22 protein-coding genes are annotated in these 20,783 nt (G+C 43.0%); 19 read left to right on the top strand and 3 right to left on the bottom strand.

Going from position 1 to position 20,783, the window contains the following annotated elements; genetic code table 11:
• Positions 1-91: 91 nt before the first annotated feature.
• Positions 92-673, bottom strand: coding sequence for a peptidylprolyl isomerase (locus CXF82_RS22065; protein WP_232775180.1), 582 nt, complete (start codon positions 671-673; stop codon positions 92-94).
• Between the two features lie 29 nt (positions 674-702).
• The gene (locus CXF82_RS22060) at positions 703-1,269 is read right to left on the bottom strand and encodes a YajG family lipoprotein (RefSeq protein ID WP_101089949.1); all 567 of its coding nucleotides are present in this window, start codon (positions 1,267-1,269) and stop codon (positions 703-705) included.
• Positions 1,270-1,492: 223 nt separating this feature from the next.
• Between CXF82_RS22060 and CXF82_RS22055 the strand changes: the two genes are divergently transcribed.
• From CXF82_RS22055 to CXF82_RS22045, 3 genes are all read left to right on the top strand, one after another.
• Positions 1,493-2,056 (top strand): porin family protein, encoded by a 564-nt coding sequence (locus CXF82_RS22055; RefSeq protein WP_102038821.1) that lies wholly within the window; start codon positions 1,493-1,495, stop codon positions 2,054-2,056.
• 222 nt (positions 2,057-2,278) lie between these two features.
• Entirely contained in the window at positions 2,279-3,343 is a 1,065-nt protein-coding gene (locus CXF82_RS22050; RefSeq protein ID WP_102044942.1) for a DUF2804 domain-containing protein, read from the top strand.
• A gap of 67 nt (positions 3,344-3,410) precedes the next feature.
• Entirely contained in the window at positions 3,411-4,367 is a 957-nt protein-coding gene (locus CXF82_RS22045) for a sterol desaturase family protein (RefSeq protein ID WP_101089952.1), read from the top strand.
• A 114-nt stretch (positions 4,368-4,481) separates the two neighbouring features.
• On the opposite strand, the gene CXF82_RS22040 is transcribed toward CXF82_RS22045, so the two are convergent.
• Positions 4,482-5,741 carry a methyltransferase gene (locus tag CXF82_RS22040; protein ID WP_102044941.1) on the bottom strand — a complete coding sequence of 420 codons (1,260 nt, stop codon included), beginning with the start codon at positions 5,739-5,741 and terminating at the stop codon, positions 4,482-4,484.
• Positions 5,742-5,873: 132 nt separating this feature from the next.
• Here CXF82_RS22040 and CXF82_RS22035 point away from each other — a divergent pair, with 132 nt between their 5' ends.
• The 16 genes from CXF82_RS22035 to CXF82_RS21960 all read left to right on the top strand — a co-directional run bounded on the left by CXF82_RS22035 (position 5,874) and on the right by CXF82_RS21960 (position 20,657).
• Positions 5,874-6,545 carry an alpha-ketoglutarate-dependent dioxygenase AlkB family protein gene (locus CXF82_RS22035; RefSeq protein WP_101089954.1) on the top strand — a complete coding sequence of 224 codons (672 nt, stop codon included), beginning with the start codon at positions 5,874-5,876 and terminating at the stop codon, positions 6,543-6,545.
• A 177-nt stretch (positions 6,546-6,722) separates the two neighbouring features.
• Complete coding sequence (locus tag CXF82_RS22030; RefSeq protein ID WP_101089955.1) at positions 6,723-7,226, top strand: ACT domain-containing protein; 504 nt, start codon at positions 6,723-6,725, stop codon at positions 7,224-7,226.
• Between the two features lie 182 nt (positions 7,227-7,408).
• The gene (locus CXF82_RS22025; protein ID WP_102044946.1) at positions 7,409-7,708 is read left to right on the top strand and encodes a BolA family protein; all 300 of its coding nucleotides are present in this window, start codon (positions 7,409-7,411) and stop codon (positions 7,706-7,708) included.
• 592 nt (positions 7,709-8,300) lie between these two features.
• A complete protein-coding gene (gene luxS / locus CXF82_RS22020) occupies positions 8,301-8,810 on the top strand; it encodes an S-ribosylhomocysteine lyase (RefSeq protein ID WP_101089956.1) in 510 nt (169 codons plus the stop codon).
• A gap of 653 nt (positions 8,811-9,463) precedes the next feature.
• Positions 9,464-10,798 (top strand): Na(+)-translocating NADH-quinone reductase subunit A, encoded by a 1,335-nt coding sequence (locus tag CXF82_RS22015; protein ID WP_102038840.1) that lies wholly within the window; start codon positions 9,464-9,466, stop codon positions 10,796-10,798.
• Positions 10,798-11,997: an NADH:ubiquinone reductase (Na(+)-transporting) subunit B gene (locus tag CXF82_RS22010; RefSeq protein WP_101089957.1), complete on the top strand. Its 1,200-nt coding sequence runs from the start codon at positions 10,798-10,800 to the stop codon at positions 11,995-11,997. Before CXF82_RS22015 ends, CXF82_RS22010 begins: the two co-directional genes overlap by 1 nt.
• Positions 11,990-12,784, top strand: coding sequence for a Na(+)-translocating NADH-quinone reductase subunit C (locus CXF82_RS22005; protein WP_101089958.1), 795 nt, complete (start codon positions 11,990-11,992; stop codon positions 12,782-12,784). Before CXF82_RS22010 ends, CXF82_RS22005 begins: the two co-directional genes overlap by 8 nt.
• Entirely contained in the window at positions 12,784-13,416 is a 633-nt protein-coding gene (locus CXF82_RS22000) for an NADH:ubiquinone reductase (Na(+)-transporting) subunit D (protein ID WP_101089959.1), read from the top strand. Before CXF82_RS22005 ends, CXF82_RS22000 begins: the two co-directional genes overlap by 1 nt.
• 5 nt (positions 13,417-13,421) lie before the next feature.
• Entirely contained in the window at positions 13,422-14,030 is a 609-nt protein-coding gene (gene nqrE, locus CXF82_RS21995; RefSeq protein WP_101089960.1) for an NADH:ubiquinone reductase (Na(+)-transporting) subunit E, read from the top strand.
• Positions 14,031-14,076: 46 nt separating this feature from the next.
• Positions 14,077-15,324, top strand: a complete 1,248-nt coding sequence (nqrF, locus tag CXF82_RS21990) for an NADH:ubiquinone reductase (Na(+)-transporting) subunit F (protein WP_101089961.1) — start codon at positions 14,077-14,079, stop codon at positions 15,322-15,324.
• A 30-nt stretch (positions 15,325-15,354) separates the two neighbouring features.
• Complete coding sequence (locus CXF82_RS21985) at positions 15,355-16,371, top strand: FAD:protein FMN transferase (protein ID WP_101089962.1); 1,017 nt, start codon at positions 15,355-15,357, stop codon at positions 16,369-16,371.
• 12 nt (positions 16,372-16,383) lie between these two features.
• Positions 16,384-16,605, top strand: a complete 222-nt coding sequence (gene nqrM, locus CXF82_RS21980) for a (Na+)-NQR maturation NqrM (RefSeq protein ID WP_101089963.1) — start codon at positions 16,384-16,386, stop codon at positions 16,603-16,605.
• Between the two features lie 325 nt (positions 16,606-16,930).
• A complete protein-coding gene (gene bfr / locus CXF82_RS21975; protein WP_101089964.1) occupies positions 16,931-17,398 on the top strand; it encodes a bacterioferritin in 468 nt (155 codons plus the stop codon).
• 12 nt (positions 17,399-17,410) lie between these two features.
• Positions 17,411-17,878: a bacterioferritin gene (bfr, locus tag CXF82_RS21970; RefSeq protein WP_101089965.1), complete on the top strand. Its 468-nt coding sequence runs from the start codon at positions 17,411-17,413 to the stop codon at positions 17,876-17,878.
• A gap of 295 nt (positions 17,879-18,173) precedes the next feature.
• On the top strand, positions 18,174-18,377 hold the full coding sequence (locus CXF82_RS21965; RefSeq protein ID WP_101089966.1) for a hypothetical protein: 204 nt from the start codon (positions 18,174-18,176) through the stop codon (positions 18,375-18,377).
• Between the two features lie 279 nt (positions 18,378-18,656).
• A complete protein-coding gene (locus CXF82_RS21960; protein ID WP_101089967.1) occupies positions 18,657-20,657 on the top strand; it encodes a methyl-accepting chemotaxis protein in 2,001 nt (666 codons plus the stop codon).
• The last annotated feature ends 126 nt before the right edge of the window (positions 20,658-20,783 follow it).

Here is a 20,783-nt window from a genome sequence, read left to right as displayed (position 1 = left end):
CTTATTACTTACTCTGCAAGTATAGGATCTAATTTAGGGCTTTTGCTCAAATAATTCAAAATAATTCAAAATAATTCAAAATTTACATTTGTTACTTTCTAGGCAGCAAAGTCGCTTTTTTTAATACTATGTCTTCGATAGGAAAGTCGGGCCATTTAAGCTTACTGTTAAACTCTGTTGGCACCAAAGCCATTGCCGCGAGAACTTCCATGCCTGACGTGACTTCACCAAAAACGGCATAGCCCCAACGGCGCGATGAAGGATCGAGCTTTTCGTTATCGGCGATATTGAAATAGAATTGGCTGGTGGCTGAGTGTGGCTCAGCTTCCCGCGCCATTGCGATAGTACCGGTTAAGTTGGATAAGCCACTGCCAGACTCATTCACAATGGGTTTATCCGTTGGACGTTCATCTTTATTTAAATCAAGGCCTCCTCCTTGCACGACAAAGTCTGCAATAACGCGGTGAAATAGCGTGTTGTCGTAGTGGCCTTTTACAACATAGGTGAGAAAGTTATCAACGGTCAGTGGTGCGCGGGTTCTGTCGAGCTCAACCACTATTTTTCCCATGCTGGTGTCAAACTCAACCTCGGGATATAGCGTATTAGGTTGAATATCGACAGCATGGGCAAACGGCGTGAGTAATAACACGACTAAGCTAACGCAATTTATCATCCAAGATTTCATAATCTTCCTCGTTGTCGTTATTGTTGTATGAACTGATTCAGTTCTGGATCATTAATAATGTCACGAGTGAGCTCACCGAGTAGCTTGTTCATTTCAAGTTCAAGGGTGGCGAAATCAGCACTAAAAGGGCCTTTTAACATGCCTTTTGCTCGATAGCGTTTAGTCAGCGACTGATGTGTATTTTGAGCAATGACATTGATGATGATCTGACTATTAGCTTCAAAACCAAAAGTACCTTCATCTACATCTGTTAATAACTGTTCTATTTGGATTTGTAAGTGCTTAACCGAACTTGGGTCGACATGATAACCTGCTTGAGAAAAGCCATCTCTAAAGACCTGATCCATTTGTACTCGTGGTGCTTCGCTCGGGCTCACTAAGCGCGCTGCATTGTCGCCATCATTAAATCGCACGATGAAGTTAGCTGAACGGGTATCGATAGTTTCTATCGCGATTGGCAGTAGGGCACCTGTCTGTTGCGTAATACTGGGGATTTCTGGATTTAACGCAATGTGTGTTGGGGGCTGGCTCGCGCAGCCTATAACGGAAAAAGCAACTGCAATTATCAAAAGTTGAGGTTTCATTATCACTATTTTTGTCAAAAATTGGGTTGGCTCCAGCATACCAGAAGATGATCTGATTTCCAGAGTCAGAGTGGATTTTTAGTACATCAGTTTTTCTGACCGTTTTTGTTATGGCGGACGCAATAAAAGTTGTTGTAATATGGCGGCTTAGTATAAGTGAACTGTTTATTTCTATGGATTAGTGGATTTCACTATCTTTGTAAAGTGTATTAAGGGAACAAATATGCGTATTTTAACAATCCTGGTCGCGGGTTTATTGAGTTGTAACGCAATGGCTGCTGAAGGCGAACATATTATAGGCGGTAGTGTGGGCTATGGCGGTAATGAAATTGATGGATTCGAGAAGGACACTTCAACCAGTGGTGATAACGTTGTTTATGATATTTACTATCGCTACATGTGGCATGACAATTTCGGTATCGAGGCGGGGTATTTTGCCGGTAGTAGCGGATTAGCCAGTGCTTTTGGGAGTATTTTTGGCCAGATTAACGATATCGAATATTCAGGTTTTAGAACCACTCTCTATGGAAAGTATATGTTATCTGAAAGAAACAGCTTATATGCTAAGTTAGGGGGGAGCGCTAATAAGCTGAGCTATGAATGGGGAAGTAGTTGGAGCAATGACGAACTTCAACATTCTAATGAAAATGATGTTGATTTATACACGGCTGTAGGGTGGGAGGTTCGTTTTCATTCGGGCTTTGGTATGAATATTGAGTACCAATATATTCCCGTTCAAGCGTTAACGGCTCAAAACGTTAACTTTGGTATCAGTTACCAATTTTAGAAGCGTAGATTGAATGCTAATAGCGTCTTTAATATAAGGCGCTATTTGCTGATAGAGAGTTGCCACTTTATATTTATCCCCTCCTCTAACCGCCATCCTTTCTATAGGCTATAGACCTAATTGATTTACAGTTCGTTAACAAAAAAACCTTGAACAGCTTTTAACCTGCGTCAGTTCCAGTTAGAGTAAAAGGTCAAATCTACTCTTACGGATTTACGCGTTATGTCAGCGAATCGTGTGCCATGGACACCAAAAGTTCTTACCAGTTCTACAGCTCCCCAAAGTCTTATCGATGATAAAGGCTGCGCGATCTATGGGCATTTCGATGGCCCGGTTGTCAATTTAGCGGCTGATAAATTCCGTTACTTTAACGAAATGGACAAGCCTGCATCACAGTGGGCTAAATATTTCGACTTTAAGCAATTTCAGTTTGTCAGTATTGTGACTCCCCATTATGTCATTGGCGTTGCGCTGGCTGATATTCGTTATGCGGGTAGTGCGTTTTGCTATTTGTATGACATTAAGCAAAACCAGTTGATTGAAACAAGCTGGCTCAAACCTTTGGGGATGGGCTATCAGATGTCAGCTTCCCCTATGCAGGGCGGCGCGAAAATAAAAAGCGTTAAAGGGTCCGTTGAATTTGATATTGAGCAGGGTCGCTGGCGTGTAAAACTCGATACGTTAGGCATTGAAGCTGATTTATATTTGCAACCTGAACCGCTGAGCTTACCTATGGCCATGTGTAACCCAACAGGTTATAGCGGCTGGACCTATACCCAAAAACACAATGCACTGAATGTAAAAGGTACCTTGCTGATTAATCATGAGCCACAACCATTGCAAAGGGTGACGGCGGGCTATGATTTTAGTGCCGGTTTTATGCGTCGTGAAACAAGTTGGCGCTGGGCCAGTATTAACAGTTTAACTGATGAAGGTAGTTTAGGACTTAACTTAGCCGCTGGCGTGAATGAGACAGGTTGCAATGAAAATGTGTTTTGGCTTAATGGCGAGCGACATCTGCTCGGTGCAGTGCATTTTGAGTTTACGCGACAGCGGATAAAAGGGGAGCAAGCACGGCAGTGGCGGATCTATTCCGACAATGGCCAGGTTGAGCTGACGTTTACCCCGCAAAATTGTCGCCAAGAAAAGCTAAACTTATGGCTAATTAAAAGCAATTTTAGGCAGTACCTCGGGCACTTTAACGGATTTATTACGGATAACCTGGGCAATAAGCACCCATTAACCAATGTATTGGGTTTAACCGAAGATCACTTCGCCCGTTGGTAATTAAGCTGAACAATCCTGCTTCTTAGGGGGTGAGTAATAACTAGAGACTATAGAAGGACAATATAAGATGGATTTTAATTCACTGATCTCCCACCCTGAAGTTTTGCTGCTGGTATTGGCACCGATTTTCTTCGTCTGTATTTTATTAGAATGGTATGTCGGCGATAGGCAAAATCGATTACCGCTTAATGCGCGCTATCATCTGCCAGAAGTATTGTGTAATTTTGGTTTGGCAGGTATGCATCAGTTAACAGATATCCTTACAGGACTGTTAATCGCTAAGCTTTATTTGGTGTTTTTTGGTTGGCGGCTATTTGATATAGAGATGAATGGCGCAACATTTGTCGCATTGATGGTTGCTCAAGATTTTTGCTATTATTGGTTCCATCGTGCCAGCCATCGAATTCGCTGGATGTGGGCAGCTCATGTGGCTCACCATAGCTCGGAGAACATGAACTTTAGTACCGCATTTCGCCAAAGCTTAATGTATCCGTTAGCAGGGATGTGGATCTTTTGGTTGCCGTTAGTGGTGGTCGGCTTTGATCCTAATTGGGTGGTGTTTGTGGTACTACTTAATTTAGGGTTGCAGTTTTTTGTCCATACTCAAGCGGTAAAGTCTCTGGGGATTTTGGAATGGCTGATCAATACGCCCTCGCACCATCGAGTGCATCACGGGCGTAATCCGCAATACATCGATAAAAACTACGCTGGGATCCTGATTATTTGGGACCGCATATTTGGTACTTTTGAAAAGGAAGTCGAAACGGTTGAGTACGGCATTACCAAGCCTATCAATAGCTTTAATCCGTTAGTGGTCACCTTTACAGAGTGGCGCGATATGTTTAAAGACACTTTCGCGGCAAACCTCAGTCCAATGCAGCGTTTTAAAATACTGTTTGCGCCGCCCGCGACGGCTGAATCGCAAATCACAAGGTTAGATGTTTATAATGAGAGTCAGAATACTAACAGCGATGAGCCACAAGAGCCGCTCGTTGCAGTAAAGTCGGCTACCGACGCTAAATAGGTTGTAGCCAGTGCTGATGGGATAAGTTAATTGTCTTAATTTACGCAATAAAAAACGGTGAGTTAATCGCTCACCGTTTTATTGTCTATCTATAGTGTATTAATGCCAATAAGCCTAAGCGTTAGGTTTACCGTACAGGGCACTTTGCGGGTGCGGTGTATCAGACATTTTATCTGTATCAAGCTCAACTTCAACTTCAAGCTCAGGCTCTTGCGCTTTTTTACTGATTTTTTGTGCCTGTAAAATCACAAATTTCCCATTTGATGCCACCGTCGTACAATTCTTGAAAATACGCTGTAACTTTACGTGGTAAGCCAAATGTCGATTACCTACCACATGTAAGATCCCGCCATTCTTTAAACGTCTAAATGCATCTAAAAACATCTGCCATGCGATATGATCGGTAATCGCTTCACCTTGGTGAAAAGGAGGGTTACATAAGATTAAATCTGGGCGGAAGCCTTCGCTCATGTGTGTTAGACAATCATCCCAAGCAAAAGTGGCTTGCTCGCCAATCAGAGTGGGGTTATCCAAATCATTCAATGCCCAGTTGTCTCTCGCCGATGCGACAGCCATCTCTGAGTCATCAATAAAGTGTATGTAAGCTTCTGGAAAACATTGTTTAGCGTGTAAGCCCAAAATACCGTTGCCACAGCCCAAATCGATAATCGATTTAAAATCACCTTTAGGCATGTTGTCGAGCATGATCCGTGCGCCTATATCAAGTTTGCTAGCGGCGAACACATTGCTCAAATTACTTATCTGCAGCTGACACTCGTCTACTGACCAGTTTGTGGTGGTGGGTAAGGTACGTGCTTTACCATCTGCGATACAGGTAATAACGCGGGTCTTTTTCCAAGTGAGGCTAGCGCTAGCCTCACCAAGATTACGGCTAATGGTTTCTAGCAGTGACTTATTAATCGATTTAGCTTTAGCCCCTATCAGCACGGGCGTTCCCGCTGGCAGGACATGTGACAATCTCTTTAGCTGGTGGCTAAAGTAGTTAAGATTCTTTGGTAGTTTCATTAACACCAGTTCGATGCCTTGCGGCAACTCGTCACGACTGTTAACCCATGTGAGGCTATCTTCACTGAGCTGGTTGCGCGTTAGGTTCTGGCTTGTGCCCAGTAAACTGGTTTTTGCGTCTGTTTCTAGCGTTAGTGGCCACTGAGGGTTAATGGATAACAAACCTGCAGTTAACGCACCAAAGCCATCATTTACAATCGTGGTGTTGACCGCCGCTTGCTCTGTGTCGATTAGATGCTTTACTAAGTGCTCATCGGCAGCGTCCCAAGCCTGCAGGTTAGACTCTTGTCTGCTAGGGTAACGGAAGAGTTCGAGATCGATGCTCGATACTGAAAATTGTGTCGTCATATGCCAATAAGTACCAAATAAATGCGGGCGCGTATTATCGCAGATTTATGATCTTAGGTATATGTTAGGTGTAATGATAGCTTTCTAGCACATTTGATGACTTTAAAAGCAGTATGAGAAGGAGAAGGAAGGATGAAACAAGAGGGCTTTGGCTTTGATGAACAAACACCATCGAGCGTAGATAAGTCAAAGACGGCGGAGAATTTTGCGCAGGCGGATCGATCAGCAAAACCTGTGTCTGCACCTTATACATTAATCAAGGGGTACCTTAATGAGGCTCAGCAACAAGCGCTATTGATTGAGGCGAGGCAATATCCGATGAGTCGGCCAGAATTGGTGGTATACGGTAAAAGTCATCCTATCCCTCGAAGCCAAGCTTGGTTTGCAGACAAGGGCTGCGATTACTTTTACTCAGGCCTGTTTATCGAAGCTCTACCATGGCCAAAATATGCTGATAAATTGCGACAAAAGCTAAACCGAGATTTCTCTCTGATGAGTAATGGCGTGCTGGTTAACTGTTATGAAAATGGCACTGAGTCGATGGGCTGGCATAGCGATGATGAGAAAGAGATTGAAGCAGGAAGTGATATCGCCTCGGTGACATTAGGCGCAAACCGAGACTTTTTTCTGCGACACAAACGTACGAAAGAAAAAATAGTACTGGCGCTAAATAGTGGTGATCTACTCATCATGCACTGGCCAATGCAGGCGCAATGGGAACATGCGTTACCCAAACGATTACGAGTGTCGCAAAGCAGAATCAATTTTACCTTTAGGCAGCTAATACCTCACTTTCATTTGTGACGAGTAACTCTTCGTCAAATTTATACCGTTTTGTTAGCAAGTTCGCACTCTACGCTTAATAATTACTCTATGCTGGAACAAGGAGTTGTAGTTACGTATAAAATTATTAACGTTAACTGCTATTAAATTGTGAAACGGGCTGAGGGCTCTTCACTTATGACGGTTAAGGAGTTTTCGATGAAAAAGATGTTTATTGCAACAGTGTTAGGCGCTGTTACTCCTGGTGTGATTAAAGCCCTGGCTGAAGAAACACGGCAAGCCGGTGGTGAGTGGATAACCAGCAAGGTTATTAAGGTTGATCACCATTTTGCGGCCTTGTTAAAAGTGGCTATTGAAGATGACATGTCACAGCCTTTAAAAGTTCAGTTTGAGCGACAGTTTCCCAAACTCACTTTTTTATTTGAAGCATCCAATGCAGCTCCGTTGAGTAATGTTAGGGAGCTTCATCTTAATGTGGATTGTAAAGATCGTCCTGGCTTGACGCGAGAGATCGTGGATGTATTAGTTAATCTAGATCTTGGCATTGAGCATATGGAGTTTAACCGGGTGCATGTGTCGACTATCGGGCAGACAGTATTTACTTCAAAGCTTACCGTATTACTGCCAAATGAGGTAAGCAACGAGAGTGTGGTTGAACTGTTGGAAGGAATATCTAACGATTTAAGGGTGAGTATTATTTAAAGGACGTTGTTATCGACAGTTCTGCTGTTGAATTAAACGGTGATACTGACTCGGCTTTGCTGCAAACTATCCGATAAGGCTAATGTGCGTGTCACCGTATCCGTAAACAGGCTAGAGTTGACCTTTACTTCTCATGGCAGTAATCTGCCGCAATCGCATTTATGCCATTTGAGAACATCGTTATGTCAGTTGAACAGATCATTACCGAAAAACTCACCGCAGCACTTTCACCTTCGCACTTAGAAGTGATCAATGAAAGCCATAACCATCACGTACCGCCAAACTCAGAAACTCACTTTAAAGTGATTATTAGTAGCAGTGAATTTGTGGGTAAACGTCTGATTGGGCGTCACCGAGCGGTAAACGAGGCATTAGCCGAAGAGTTTTCTCAAGGCTTACATGCACTCTCTATGCATACATTTACACCTGAAGAGTGGACGCTTGAATCTGCAGTACCTGCTTCTCCTAAATGTAAAGGCTAGTATTAGTCATACAATTAGTAAAACGCGTTTACAAAATCACAGCATAGCGCTGTGATTTTTTGGTTTAAGGCGCTGAAATGTGAAATAAAAGATGCTGGCTTTTATTTATGAATGTGTTTTGACCTTGTTCTAGTTTACTCGATGACATCTGCTCAACTTTATTGGCAGCTTACTTTGTCTATTTCCTGCTTCAACCCCCCATCTTGCTTACAGGGCTTTGAATTCCCGCGCAATGGTCAAACTTTTAATGCAATTGGTATAACAGAGTCGGCGGATCTTACTATGACTTAGCATTTGGTGTGCATCACGCCGCTAAATGCGGCGATTCCCAGGCTGCATGAGCCGTAATCTTAGGGTTATTGATAAGTTAATTGCTGCAGAGGTGATGGCTTAACTTGCGACTTGGTCAAAGAAAGCAACGGCAAAGCCGTCTCTGCAAGGCTCAATAATGAAAAAAGTTAATGGTGCTTAATATTGACTACTACGCTGGGGTACGTAAGTATCAGCTGATACCAAAAAATCCTTACAGTCGATTAAGGCAGTAACCTACACCGTGCTCGATGGTAAACAAAGAGCAAATTTGGAGATTAATATGCCGTTATTAGATAGTTTTACCGTTGACCATACTCGAATGAATGCACCTGCAGTTCGCGTTGCCAAATCAATGTCGACGCCTAAGGGCGATACAATAACGGTATTTGATCTGCGTTTTTGTGTACCAAATAAAGAGATATTAAGTGAAAGAGGCATCCATACTCTTGAACATCTTTTTGCCGGTTTTATGCGTGATCACCTAAATGGCGGCAATGTCGAGATTATCGATATTTCACCTATGGGCTGTCGTACCGGTTTTTACATGAGTCTTATCGGTACACCAACAGAGTCGATTGTGGCTGATGCTTGGTTGGCGGCCATGCAAGATGTACTTGCCGTGGTTGAGCAATCTGAGATCCCCGAGCTCAATGAGTACCAATGCGGTACTTATGAGATGCATTCGTTAGAACAAGCCAAAGAGATTGCTCGCAGCATCATATCTGCAGGGATAAATGTGAACCGTAACGATGAACTCACTTTGAGCGATGAGATCTTAAACGGCTTGTAATATTAGTCGTGTCGGTGATGTTAAAAAAGCGGCTTTAGCCGCTTTTGTTGTTTTTGCTTAGTCATCAGTCAATAGTGCGTCGATAGGCTTTTTTGACCGTTAACTTGTTAAATTGCGACCGAGGCATAATAACTGGCTACTTAGCGATCGATTTAAAAGCTATTTGAGTTGCTTAGCGGGGAATGTAAATCACACATTGTCTATATTAAGGTCGAATTCAAGCTGCAATTGTCTGATTCTTTGGTCATATTGTCCAATGAGACAAAGAGGTGTCGATTAAATAATCGGCATTTGAATTCAAGACCGTTGTTAATCATATCCGCCTAATGTTAGTTGCATTTTTCTCAATTAAAATCGATTAACCCCTTTATAGCTATGGATAAAGGGAGATCGGTGGCAACTAATTGAAACCTAAACATCTCATCAATTCGGGATGTTTGTTATTAAAACGTCGGCAACCTTTTAAAACAGGCATATTTTTCATGGCGACCTAGTGATATTTGGGGTAAAATGCGCGCGACCAGCGTGATTGCGATCGCATTTCTGTGATAAATCTGCGCTAGCTCAACACGAAAAAAAGGTTTGTTTAAAACTTGTGTGTTTAGCAGGAACGCGGCGCATTGTCTTTCCTTCATAACGTAGTGCTTGTGGATATGATTACAATAAAGAAAGGATTGGACCTACCCCTAGTCGGTGGGCCAGAGCAAGTTATCTATGATGGCCCGGCCATCAACCATGTAGCTATTTTGGGTGAAGAGTATATTGGCTTACGTCCTACGATGAAAATCAAAGTGGGCGATAAAGTTAAAAAAGGTCAGGTTCTTTTTGAAGATAAAAAGAATTTGGGCGTGAAATATACTGCTTTAGCCAGTGGCACAATTTCCGAAGTTAACCGGGGCGCTCAACGTGTTCTGCAGTCTGTTGTTATTGATGTAGAAGGGGATGACAGTATCTCTTTTGCTAAATTTGACGCCACTGCAATAGAATCAGTTGAGACTCAGCAAGTTCGTGACAACCTGATCGAGTCAGGTTTGTGGACGGCTTTGCGAACGCGTCCTTTCAGTAGAGTACCCGCAGTTGATTCAACTGCAGCCGGTATTTTCGTCACCGCGATTGATACTCAACCATTGGCAGCAGATCCTGTTGTCGTGATTGCTGAGCATAAAGCTGATTTTGAACATGGCTTAACGCTACTTTCAAAGTTAACCGAAGGTAAAGTTTACCTTTGTAAAGCACCAGGCGCTGATATTCCTGTTGCTAATGCTCAAGTTGAAGAGTTTGCAGGGGCACACCCAGCAGGCTTGCCAGGTACTCATATACACTTCCTATTACCAGCTTCTGCTAATAGAACCGTATGGCAGATTAACTATCAAGATGTTATCGCGATAGGTCAGCTATTTACTACTGGTGAGTTAAACACTCAACGAGTGGTATCTGTAGCAGGCCCTAAAGCGGTTAAGCCTCGATTAGTTCGTACTGTTGTCGGCGCCGCCATGGCTGAGTTGATTCAAAATGAAGTAAGCGAAGGTAACGTACGTGTTATCTCCGGTTCCGTTTTGAGTGGACGTATTGCCGTTGGTCCTCATGCTTATCTTGGTCGTTACCACAACCAAATTAGCTTGTTAGAAGAAGGCACTGAGAAAGAATTATTTGGTTGGGCTATGCCTGGCAGCGATAAGTTCTCTATCACTCGTGCATTTCTTGGGCATCTTTCATCTTCTCGTTTGTTTAATATGACAACGAGCACCGGTGGTTCTGACCGCGCTATGGTACCGATTGGTAACTATGAGCGAGTTATGCCGCTGGATATTCTTCCGACTATGCTACTGCGTGATCTTGTTTCTGGTGACTACGATGGCGCTGCAACATTAGGTGCATTGGAGTTAGATGAAGAAGATTTGGCACTGTGTACTTTCGTATGTCCTGGTAAGTATGACTATGCGTCATATCTACGTGACTGTTTAGATACGATCGTGAGGGAAGGCTAATGGGCTTAAAACAGTTTTTCGAAAATATTGAACCGCAATTTGAAAAAGGCGGTAAATACGAGAAGTTTTATGCGCTTTTTGAAGCTGCATATACTGTCTTCTATACGCCAGGTCAGGTGAACAAGGGTCGTACCCATGTTCGTGATAACTTGGACCTAAAGCGTATGATGATTATGGTTTGGGCATGTGCATTCCCAGCTATGTTTGTCGGTATGTACAACGTAGGTTTACAAGCACAAGACGCGTTAGCAGCAGGCTTTGGCTCTCCTGATACGTGGCAGGTTGCTTTGTTCGGGTTGTTTGGTACTGAATTGACTGCAAATTCAGGTGTGGCCGCATTGATGTGGTATGGCGCTTGTTGGTTCCTACCCATATACGCAGTGACATTCGCTGTCGGCGGTATTTGGGAAGTGCTATTTGCATCAGTACGTGGCCATGAGATTAACGAAGGCTTCTTTGTTACCTCGATTCTTTTCGCACTAACACTGCCTGCAACAATTCCTCTATGGATGGTTGCTTTAGGTATCACCTTTGGTGTGGTTGTGGCGAAAGAGATCTTTGGTGGCACTGGTCGTAACTTCTTAAACCCAGCACTTGCAGGTCGTGCATTCCTATTCTTTGCTTATCCGCTAAACATGTCTGGCGATACTACTTGGGTCGTTGCAGACGGCTTCTCTGGTGCAACTGCACTGAGCCAAGCGGCGCAAGGCACATTGGAATATGGAATTACTCAAGATTGGTGGAACGCGTTCTTCGGTTTCATTCCAGGTTCTGTTGGTGAAGTTTCGACACTGGCTATCTTGATTGGTGGCGCAGTTATCATCTATACCCGTATTGCTTCATGGCGTATCGTGGGGGGTGTTTTGGCCGGTATGATTGCCGTTTCATTTCTCCTTAACGCGGTTGGTAGCGACACTAACCCAATGTTTGCCATGCCTTGGTATTGGCATCTAGTGTTAGGTGGTTTTGCATTCGGTATGATGTTCATGGCGACAGACCCTGTTTCAGCGTCTTTCACTAATAATGCGAAGTGGGCTTACGGTATCTTAATCGGTGCTATGGCGGTATTTATTCGTGTTATCAATCCTGCTTTCCCAGAAGGCATGATGTTGGCCATCTTATTCGCTAACCTATTTGCTCCATTATTTGACCATTTTGTGGTTCAGTCGAATATCAAGCGGAGGATTGCTCGTGGCTAGTAATAAAGATTCGTTCGGAAGAACACTGTTTGTTGTTGTTGGCTTATGTTTCATCTGCTCTATGTTCGTTTCGACGGCCGCAGTATTATTGAAACCGATTCAGCAAGAAAACAAATTACTTGATAAGCAAAAGTATATTCTTGAAGCTGCTGGTCTGATTAATACTAAAGACGGTAAAGTTGAGAAGGCGCAGGTTCTTGAAATATACAATAAGCATGTAGAGGCTAAACTCGTTGATCTTAAAACGGGTGACTGGGTTGAAGGTAATGCAGATACTTTTGATGCAGAAAAAGCAGCGCGTACTCTAACGACTTCTTTTGTACCGCAAAATGACATAGCGTCAGTTAAGCGTGTTGCAAATAATGCCGTGGTTTACCTTGTTCGTGATGACAACCAGCAACTACAGACAGTGATTATTCCTGTTAAAGGTTATGGCTTGTGGTCAACGATGTTTGCTTTCCTTGCTGTTGAGCCTGATCTAAATACGATTCGTAGCTTGGTTTATTACAGCTTTACCGGTTCTGGTGAAACGCCAGGTCTCGGTGGTGAAGTGCAAAACCCACAGTGGATTGCTAAGTGGACGGGTAAGAAGTTATACGATGAAAAGGGCAACCTTGCTATCAGTGTCACTAAAAACCCGACTGTTGCCGCTTCTCCATACGGTGTTGATGCACTGTCTGGTGCGACGTTGACAAGTAATGGCGTACAGCATTCTCTGACATTCTGGTTAGGTGAAGAGGGCTTTGCTCGCTTTATCGAAAAAGCTCGCAATGGAGGGATTAGCTAATGGCTGATGCTAAAGAACTTAAACAGGTTCTAACCGGACCTATCATCAGTAATAACCCAATTGCTTTGCAAATTCTGGGTGTATGTAGTGCACTAGCTGTTACCAGTAAAATGGAAACGGCGATTGTAATGACCATTGCACTTACTGCGGTAACGGCACTGTCTAACTTGTTCATCTCAATGATCCGTAATCACATTCCAAGTAGTGTGCGTATTATTGTGCAGATGACGATTATTGCGTCACTGGTAATCGTGGTTGACCAAGTACTACAAGCTTATGCTTACGATGTTGCTAAGCAACTTTCAGTATTCGTTGGTTTGATTATTACTAACTGTATTGTGATGGGCCGCGCTGAGGCTTATGCGATGAAGACACCGCCATTGATGAGTTTCATGGACGGTATCGGTAATGGTCTAGGCTACGGTGCAATTCTATTGTCTGTAGGCTTCGTACGTGAATTGTTTGGTAACGGTTCATTGTTCGGTATTGAAATCTTAAGCAAGATTTCAGACGGTGGCTGGTATCAGCCTAACGGCCTATTGCTTCTGCCTCCTAGTGCGTTCTTCCTGATCGGTGCATTGATCTGGATTATCCGTACTATGAAGCCAGAGCAAGTAGAAGCAAAAGGATAAGCATAATGGAACATTATATTAGTCTACTAATTCGTTCTGTTTTCATTGAAAACATGGCGTTATCCTTTTTCCTCGGTATGTGTACTTTCTTAGCAGTATCAAAGAAAGTTAAAACTGCTATGGGACTCGGTGTTGCCGTTATCGTGGTACTGGCAATTTCAGTTCCCGTTAACCAAATTATCTATCAAGGTATTCTTGCTCCAGGTGCTTTAGCTTGGGCGGGTGTTCCAGATGCGGATTTGAGCTTCTTGAAGTTCATCACCTTTATCGGTGTTATCGCAGCTTTGGTGCAAATCCTTGAGATGGCATTGGATAAGTATTTTCCACCGTTATATAACGCGTTGGGGATCTTCCTACCGCTAATCACTGTTAACTGTGCAATTTTCGGTGCAGTCTCTTTCATGGTTGAGCGTGACTACAACCTGACTGAAAGTTTAGTGTTTGGTATTGGTTCTGGTATCGGTTGGGCATTAGCACTTGTCTTGCTTGCTGGTATCCGTGAGAAGTTAAAATATGCTGATGTTCCTAATGGGCTTCGCGGACTAGGTATTACCTTTGTTACCGCAGGTTTAATGGCTCTAGGTTTCATGTCGTTCTCTGGTGTGTCTCTGTAAAGAGGCACCTAACGACGTCTTAATTTGAACCTTTAAGGATAAGTTAATGGGTATTCTTGAATCTACTCCAATCGATGTATATCTCGGTGTGAGTATGTTTACCGCAATTGTATTGGTTTTAGTTTTGGTTATTTTATTTGCCAAATCAAAGCTAGTACCAAGCGGAGATGTCATCATCGGCATCAACGATGATGCAGGAAAAGCAATTACAACTGCTGCAGGTGGCAAGCTACTAGGTGTATTAGCAGAGAGCGGTATTTTCGTCTCGTCTGCTTGTGGTGGTGGTGGTACTTGTGGTCAGTGTAAAGTACACGTTAAATCAGGTGGTGGTGATATTCTGCCGACTGAGATGGATCATATTAGCAAAGGTGAGGCTCGTGAGGGCTGCCGTTTATCTTGTCAGGTAAACGTTAAAGCTGATATGGAAATCGAATTAGAAGAAGAGATTTTCGGTGTTAAGAAGTGGGAGTGTGAAGTTATCTCAAACGATAGCAAAGCCACTTTCATTAAAGAACTTAAGCTGCAAATTCCTGGTGGCGATTCAGTACCTTTCCGTGCTGGTGGTTACATCCAGATTGAAGCACCAGCGCACCACGTTAAATATGCAGATTACGATATTCCTGCAGAATACCGTGGTGACTGGGAACACTTTGGTTTCTTTAACCTTGAGTCTCAAGTTGAAGATGAAACAATCCGTGCATACTCAATGGCGAACTATCCTGAAGAGGAAGGTATCATCATGTTGAACGTACGTATTGCGTCTCCTCCACCGCGTAACCTTACGCTGCCTTGCGGTAAGATGTCATCGTACATCTTTAGCCTAAAAGCGGGCGATAAGGTCACTATTTCGGGTCCATTCGGTGAGTTTTTTGCGAAACAAACTGATGCTGAAATGGTCTTTATCGGTGGTGGTGCGGGTATGGCGCCAATGCGTTCACATATCTTCGATCAGCTTAAGCGTCTTAACTCTAAGCGTAAGATTAGCTTTTGGTATGGTGCCCGTTCTAGTCGTGAAATGTTCTATGTTGAAGATTTTGATGGCCTAGCGGCTGACAATGATAACTTCAAGTGGCATGTCGCACTGTCGGATCCACAACCTGAAGATAACTGGGATGGTTACACAGGCTTCATTCATAACGTGTTGTTTGAAAACTACCTACGTGATCATGATGCACCAGAAGATTGTGAATTCTATATGTGTGGCCCACCAATGATGAACGCTGCTGTTATTAGCATGCTTAAAGATCTTGGTGTCGAAGATGAAAACATCCTACTCGATGACTTCGGTGGCTAACCCCCTCTCTAATTGGAGATCTAGGTCATAATGTTTAAGACCTTAGTAAACTGGCTGGCCCTTATTGGGTTAGCCTTTTTTATTTCAGGATGTAGTAAACCTACTGAAGTAATTTCACTGTCTGGTAACACAATGGGCACAACTTATCATATTAAAGTTGTGCGCAGCGAGTTGCTACCAGATGTTCAACTCTTGCAGGCTGAAATTGATATGGCACTTGAAAAAGTGAACGACCAAATGTCAACCTACCGACCAAGTTCTGAGTTGTCTCAATTTAATCAACTGACACGTAATGTACAGATGGAAGTCTCTGCTGATACCGCTAAAGTGGTGGCAGAAGGACTTAGGCTCTACAAGATTACCGATGGCGCGCTTGATATTACTTTAGGCCCGCTTGTTAACTTGTGGGGCTTTGGACCCGATAAACGGCCAACGACTATTCCGTCTGCAGAGATGATAAACGATGCAAAAAGCCGTACAGGCATAGAGTATCTATCGTTAAACGGCAATAAGATGAGTAAGCAAAATCCTGATCTATATGTCGATCTGTCTTCGATTGCAAAAGGCTTTGGTGTTGATAAAATAGCTGCACTATTAGACAAGTATCAACCCATGGGTTATTTGGTTGAGATTGGTGGTGAGATTAGCCTGCGTGGAACAAAAGCTGATGGTTCTTTGTGGCGTATTGCAATAGAGCAACCAGGTGATACCAGCAGTGGTATTCAGCAAGTTATTTCACTTGAAAATATGGCAATGGCAACTTCTGGAGATTATCGTAACTATTATGAAGAGGAGGGCAAACGCTTCTCTCATTTAATTGATCCACGAAGTGGCTACCCAATTGACCACAAATTAGCATCTGTTACTGTGCTGCATGCCGAGTCTATGGTTGCTGATGGTTACGCTACTGCGATGATGGTTTTAGGGACTCAGGCGTCACTAGAACTTGCTAATCGCGAGCATCTTGCGATAATGCTAATAGAAAAGCAGGAAGATGGCTTTAAAGTTTTTTATAGTGAGGCTTTTAAACCTTTCGTCACTCAGTAGTTGGAGTCGAATATGAGCACATTTATAGCGGCATTTGTCGCGTTACTCGCATTTTTTTTCTTAATGTCGATAGGCTATCTTGTTAAGAGACAGGTGGTGGCAGGAAGCTGCGGTGGTCTAGGCGCGCTAGGAATTGAGAAAGCATGTGATTGTGATGATCCATGTGATAAACGTAAGGCCAAAATGGCTGAACAAGAACGTCGCGAAAAACTAGAACAGAACAGAATTATCTAAGTTCGTGTTGGCGATGGTTATTAAGGCTCCTCTTGAGGGGCCTTTTTTATATCTTTTATTGTTAGCGCTAGACACTTTTATCTGCTATCTAACAGCTGAACATCCACTTTAAAGATCGGTAAACTCACAGCTCTCCCGATTCAATACACTAGTTTTGTTCGATTAAATCGAGAATTAACGACGTGCGCGCCAATTAGGAATTGTAGTGCTAATGATAATGGTTACCTTTCATAAAGAATTGAAATATAAGGTTAATTTGTTTTTGTATGTTTTTTGCTCTAGGCTGTGGTTATTGATATAGATCAATTTTACTAAGGATGAGCAGATGAAAGGACAACCCAAGGTCATTAGCCAGTTAAATAAAGTGCTGACCAGTGAACTGACCGCAATCAACCAATACTTCCTCCATGCCCGAATGTTTAAAAACTGGGGATTGGGTGAGCTAAATGAAAAAGCTTACAAAAAATCAATCCAAGACATGAAGCATGCCGACAAGGTTATTGAACGTATTTTGTTCCTTGAAGGGCTGCCAAACCTACAGCAATTAGACAAAATCCGTATTGGTGAGCATAGCCAAGAGATGTTGGAATGCGACAAAGTGATGCTAGAAGAGCAACTTGTTTCATTGCGAGAAGCAATTGCTCTATGCGAACTGTCAGCAGACTATGTCAGCCGCGACATGTTAGAAGATCTGTTAGAAGATGAAGAGGAGCATTTGGATTGGCTTGAAGCCCAATTAGAGCTTATTTCACTGACAGGCATTCAAAACTACTTACAATCGAAAATGGACTAACCGGAGACTTTTATGAAAGGCAATAAAGAGGTTATCGACACATTAAACAAACTGCTCACCGGTGAGTTGTCAGCAATGGATCAATATTTCGTACATGGACTGATGTATGAAGATTGGGGCCTGAATGAACTGCATGAACGGATCTCTCATGAATCTGATGATGAGCGTGAACATGCTAAGAAGCTAGTGCAACGTATCTTGTTTTTAGAAGGCACTCCTGATGTTGCCAGTCGCGAGCCGCTCAATATCGGAAAAGATACCGAACAGATGCTCAAGAATGACTTAGCATACGAGTATCAAGTCGCTGATAACTTGCGTGTGGCAATTGCATTATGCGAACAGAAAAAAGATTACCAGAGTCGTGAGATTTTAGAGGTTTTGCTCGAAGAGACCGAATCAGACCATATGTACTGGTTAGAGAAACAGTTAGGCCTGATTGATAAAGTCGGTTTACCTAATTATCTACAAAGTAAAATGTAGCCTGCTATTTTTACAATAGATAGATGACTTAGTAGGCACCTGAGCTTCGACTAGTGATGGTGCCTAATGCTCTCTATCGTTATTGCCTAGACTTTTATATTGCCCATCTTTGTGGTTTATCCACTGCTGTACAGTGAATATTCAGCTTCTCTAAGTTACTATTATTCTCAAATTTAATACCATAATTAGTGGCACTGTTGGTTTTTTAGACTAATATTAAAGTCCAGTAGTGTGATTAATTCGATAGTTATTTTAATAGATAACGTGAACACAACTTGAGAAGAAAGGAGAGATTATGATGATTACAGGCAATAGCAACACATACGAAAGTGAAAATCAGCTAACAATCGAACGTCTTCTTGGTAAGATTGAACGACTAGAGCAACAACTTGAGTTGGCTCAGTCTGGAAATCGTCGTTCACAGGCAATGCACAAAGCTAACACGACTAAATCTGCTCTTTCTGCAGATGAGCTGTCAATGCTGACAACTCTATTTTAATCTTTAGGTCTCTTCAATTGTGCTCTGTTTAGTGCTAGAACTGTCCAAATTTTTTGTTAAAACATCTTGTTCTGCTATTACACAGTAACAAACAATATTATAGTTTTTCACTTGCATATCATTAGCTAATGTTATTGGCTACCGCGATTAATCCTCTTCGTTCTCAGTTAGCCCCTAATTAAGCTGCTAGTAATTAATGTTGTACTTTGTGCTTTAATCTTGTCAAATTTCTGTTAAATTCATTATTCCTAAAAAAATATAATTATAAAGGGATATAGGATGCATTGGTTTAAACGCTCGCTAAGTATGCAGCTAGTTGTGGCAATTGTTGGGGCTTTGGCGGTACTTTTTACCCTCGTTGCATTGTTCTTAGTTAAGAATGAAAGTGCCAGTACCCGTCAGCAAATCGACAACGACCTAAGCGGTCTAGTACAACTTAAATCTAACGAAGTTCGCAGCTATTTTGTCGCTAAAGGTCAATTGATCCACGCCGTCTTTGCTGATCCTATGGTGTTAGAATGGTTCGGTAAATATGATAGTCGTTCAAGAGACCTCTCTTCAGATAAACAATACCAAGCTATTGTTGACTACTTTAAATTTTTCTCCGATAAAGACAGCGACATTAAGTCGGTGTTTTTCGGCTCCGCTAATACCTTTGAGTACTTTGACCTTAATGGTCGCTACAACGATAGTGAGTACTACACTAACAAACGCCCATGGTGGCAAGAAGCGATTGATCAAAACGGCATGTTTGTCGGTGATCCAGCCGTAGATGCTAACGACGGATCAATCTCGGCAACAGTGAAAACAGTTGTAAAAGATCAGTCCGGTCGGTTTATCGGCATTGGGGGGATGGACATATTAATCGACACCATAGGTAGTGAACTACTAGCGCCGATTAAATACCAAGGATCAGGCCAAGCCTTCTTAATTACCGATGCGGGTAAATTGGTCTACTTTCCTGGTTTTACTGAACAATTCCCACCTGGCTCTGATGTTGAAAAAGTGGATAGCCAATTTAGAGACACCAAAGGCTTTAGTACCTTAAGCCAACAAATGCAATCACAAACCTCTGGTTTTGCCGAAGTCACTTTTAAAGGTGAGCAGCAAAGAGTGAGTTTTGTGGAAGTGGGGGGGGATTTCCCCGAACAGAAATGGCATTTGGCGTTCATGTTGCCAACGGCGGTCATTGAGGCTCCAGTGACCGATGCTATTATCAACTCAATTTTACTCTCTTGTTTGATCATGCTTTTTGTCGGTGTAACGGTGTGGGGAATGTTGCTTCCGTTTAGAAAACAGATCAATAACTTACTGCGAGCGATGGAAGATATTGCTGAAGGCGATAATGATTTAGCTAAGCGTATCCAAATGGACAGAGAGGATGAACTTGGACAACTGGGTGATGCATTCAATCGATTCGCCGCAAAAGTTCAGGGAATGCTACAAGATACTCGAGACTTAACTTTAGAAGTTGAACACGGCGTTTCAGCTGCGTCTGAAGTCAGCGAACGAGCGCTTAACTCCGTCGCGCAGCAGAAAGCGGAGATAGCCTCTGTTGCAACTGCTGCCACCGAGATGGCGCATACTAGCCAAGAGATGGCAGCAAGTGCACAACGTGCTAGCGACTTTGCCGATAAGGCACAAGCTGAATCGATAGAGGGTGGAGCCATCGTTGCGCAAGCGACTCAAGGTATGCAGTCTTTATCGGTGCAGGTGATTGAAGCCGCTAAAGTGGTTAAGCAATTACGCACCCGCTCTGAGCAAATAGGTGAAGTCCTCAATGTCATCAGAGGCATTGCAGAACAAACCAACTTGTTAGCACTTAACGCTGCTATTGAAGCTGCAAGAGCTGGTGAGCAAGGGCGTGGTTTTGCGGTTGTAGCTGATGAGGTGCGCACATTAGCCTCGCGCACTCAAGATTCAACCGCGAACATCCAAGAGATTATTCAGACGCTACAGCAAAATGCTAATGAAGCTGAGCAAGTGATGGAAGCGGGAGTCGAGCAGGCTAATATTGGTCAGGATCTCACCGCTAAAGTTGAGCTGGCGCTCGATAGCATTACCGGTGCTATTGGCGCTATTCAGCAGCAAACCATCGAGATATCGGCGGCTGTTGGCCAACAAGCGGTGGTTGCTGAAGAGGTGGCATGCAATGTTGAAAATGTTCGTGCTTTATCAGATGATTCTTTGGCGGCAAGCGAAGAGCTATCACGTAACTTTGACAGTTTTGCTCGGGTAACAGAGTCATTGTCGAGTAATATTAAGCAGTTCAAAATCTAGCCCTCTATAGTATGGGTCATAAGCTTTAACGAAAAAACGGAGCCGATTGGCTCCTTTTTTTGATCCAATCATAAGCCATTAATACGTATCCACTGCCGCTGAAAGCACTATTTAGTTAACTTTGCT

The sequence above is a fragment of the Shewanella sp. GutDb-MelDb genome (assembly GCF_002836075.1).
Taxonomy (GTDB): Bacteria; Pseudomonadota; Gammaproteobacteria; order Enterobacterales; family Shewanellaceae; genus Shewanella.
Note: the sequence above shows the minus strand (reverse complement) of the source record. Positions and strands in the feature narration are given on the sequence as shown.